A 2,169-nucleotide genomic window follows, 5' to 3' on the forward strand; every position below is an offset into this window, starting at 1 on the left:
TTCGCCTATTTTTTATAAATTAGACATTGCTCCACGAAAATTTCCGTCACACGCGCCGTGACAAAGCGGCCGGGTGTGTCGTAACCTCTCGTTTCATAGCCATTGGGTTTCTTTCGAATACCCCTAGCACGATTCCACTTATGAAATCAGCACCTTTTTAATTATACAAAAAAACACTTTTTTAATCAAGCTTTTTTTGATGTTTGCTAAATTAATTTATTCTATCTAAAAAAATAGTTATCTATTTTTACAAATTTTCTCATTTATCTTGTTCCATGAAAAAAATAAACTAAGTTAGGAATACATCAACGTTTCCCATCTTAGCTTATTTTGTTTTGTTTGTCTATTTATTTGTTCGAATAATTTATTTCTTCTATTAGTATTCTAATAGTTTTACTTTATTCTACTTTTTGAATCCAGCCAATTGGTGCTTCTACATCTCCATATTGAATTCCAGTAAGTTCTTCATACAATTTTTTTGTTACTGGTCCCGTTTCTGTTTCACTGTAAAAGACATGGAAATCATCTTTGTTTTGTATCCCGCCAATTGGCGAAATAACAGCGGCTGTTCCACAGGCTCCTGCTTCTTTAAAATCATCTAGCTGATCAATGAATACATCTCCTTCGACAACTTCAAGTCCTAAACGTTCTTTTGCTAGATAAAGCAACGAGTACTTCGTGATGCTTGGCAAAATAGAAGGAGATACAGGTGTCACAAATTTATTGTCTTTTGTGATTCCAAAGAAATTTGCTGAACCCACTTCTTCTATCTTAGTATGCGTTGTCGGATCTAAATAAATCGCATCACTAAAGTTGCGTTTATGTGCTTCTACACCCGGAAGCAGACTACCTCCATAATTACCGCCAACTTTCGCCGCTCCAGTTCCATTTCCAGCAGCTCTATCATAACCAGAGACCATAAAGTTAGTTGGTTTTAGACCACCTTTAAAGTAAGCTCCAACCGGCATGCAAAAAACAGAAAATAAATATTCTTCTGCAGGCTTCACTCCAATGTTATCTCCTACACCAATCATGTATGGACGAAGATACAAAGAACCTCCTGTACCATATGGTGGAATATACTGTTCATTTGCTTTTACTACTTTTTTAACAGCTTCAATAAATACATCTGTTGGTATAGCTGGCATCATTAATCTTCTACAGCTGCGTTGCATACGTTCAGCATTTTGATCAGGTCGGAACAAATTGATTGAACCGTCTTTTGTTCGGTAGGCTTTCATACCTTCAAAAACAGTTTGCCCATAGTGTAAGGCCGTCGACCCTTCACTGATATGAACTTTATTGTCTTCTGATAACGTTCCATTATCCCATTCTCCATCTTTCCAGAATGAAATATATCTATAATCGGTTTTTATGTAACTAAAACCTAAATTATTCCAGTCAATATCTACAGTTTTTGTCATTCTATCACTCCTTATCACTAATGCTCTTTAGTGTAACATACCAATGATAAAATTATGAGAGTTTTCTTACTATTGTAAAAAAATTTATGATATGTACATTTATTTTTCACTTTCCTAAATCATTCACTATAAATTGCACTACTTCTTCTTGCGTCAACTCTTTTGAAATCCTTCTTTCATTTGGAGTTCCTAGATAATCTTTTTCATTCCACCAACTACGCATTTCTTTCTCGCCAAATTCATTTACCTTTGTTCTTTTTTTATGTCTGTCAAGAGTCTCATCAAAGGGTATGTCAAAGTAGTAAATATAAACATTCGGTTTAAAAGTAGTTATTAAATTTAGCAACATATTTTTATACCTCACGTTTGCCATGATACCCTCTACAATGACAACAGGACATTTCCCTAATCCATACTCAGCAATTCGCTTGATTAAACCGATAGATAAATTGTCTTCTCGATCATTGACCTTAAGCATATCTCGCCTAACGACGTCTTGAGAAACGACTAACGTAGCTTCTCCCAATAATTCTTGTAGCTTTAAAGCTGTTGTCGTCTTACCGCTTCCAGAATTTCCACGCAAAATAATTAGTTTTGAGTCCATCTTTACAACTCCTAGAGAATAGATAATGTATTAACCTTATTATACTCTATTAATAAGAAATTTCGGGTCTATAATTTTTAGTATTGGTAGATTTTTAAACTCGATTATACAAAATTTTTGGAGGAATAGGGGTTGCTTGTA

General features: G+C 34.4%; 2 protein-coding genes. Both read right to left on the reverse strand.

Annotated features, from left to right (window positions below):
* Nucleotides 1–398 precede the first annotated feature (398 nt).
* Nucleotides 399–1,424 carry a branched-chain amino acid aminotransferase gene (locus tag ABS911_RS14980; protein WP_350468215.1) on the reverse strand — a complete coding sequence of 342 codons (1,026 nt, stop codon included), beginning with the start codon at nt 1,422–1,424 and terminating at the stop codon, nt 399–401.
* 106 nt (nt 1,425–1,530) lie between these two features.
* Nucleotides 1,531–2,028, reverse strand: a complete 498-nt coding sequence (locus ABS911_RS14985; RefSeq protein WP_350468216.1) for a kinase — start codon at nt 2,026–2,028, stop codon at nt 1,531–1,533.
* Nucleotides 2,029–2,169: the final 141 nt, after the last annotated feature.

The organism is Carnobacterium sp. (genome assembly GCF_040274425.1).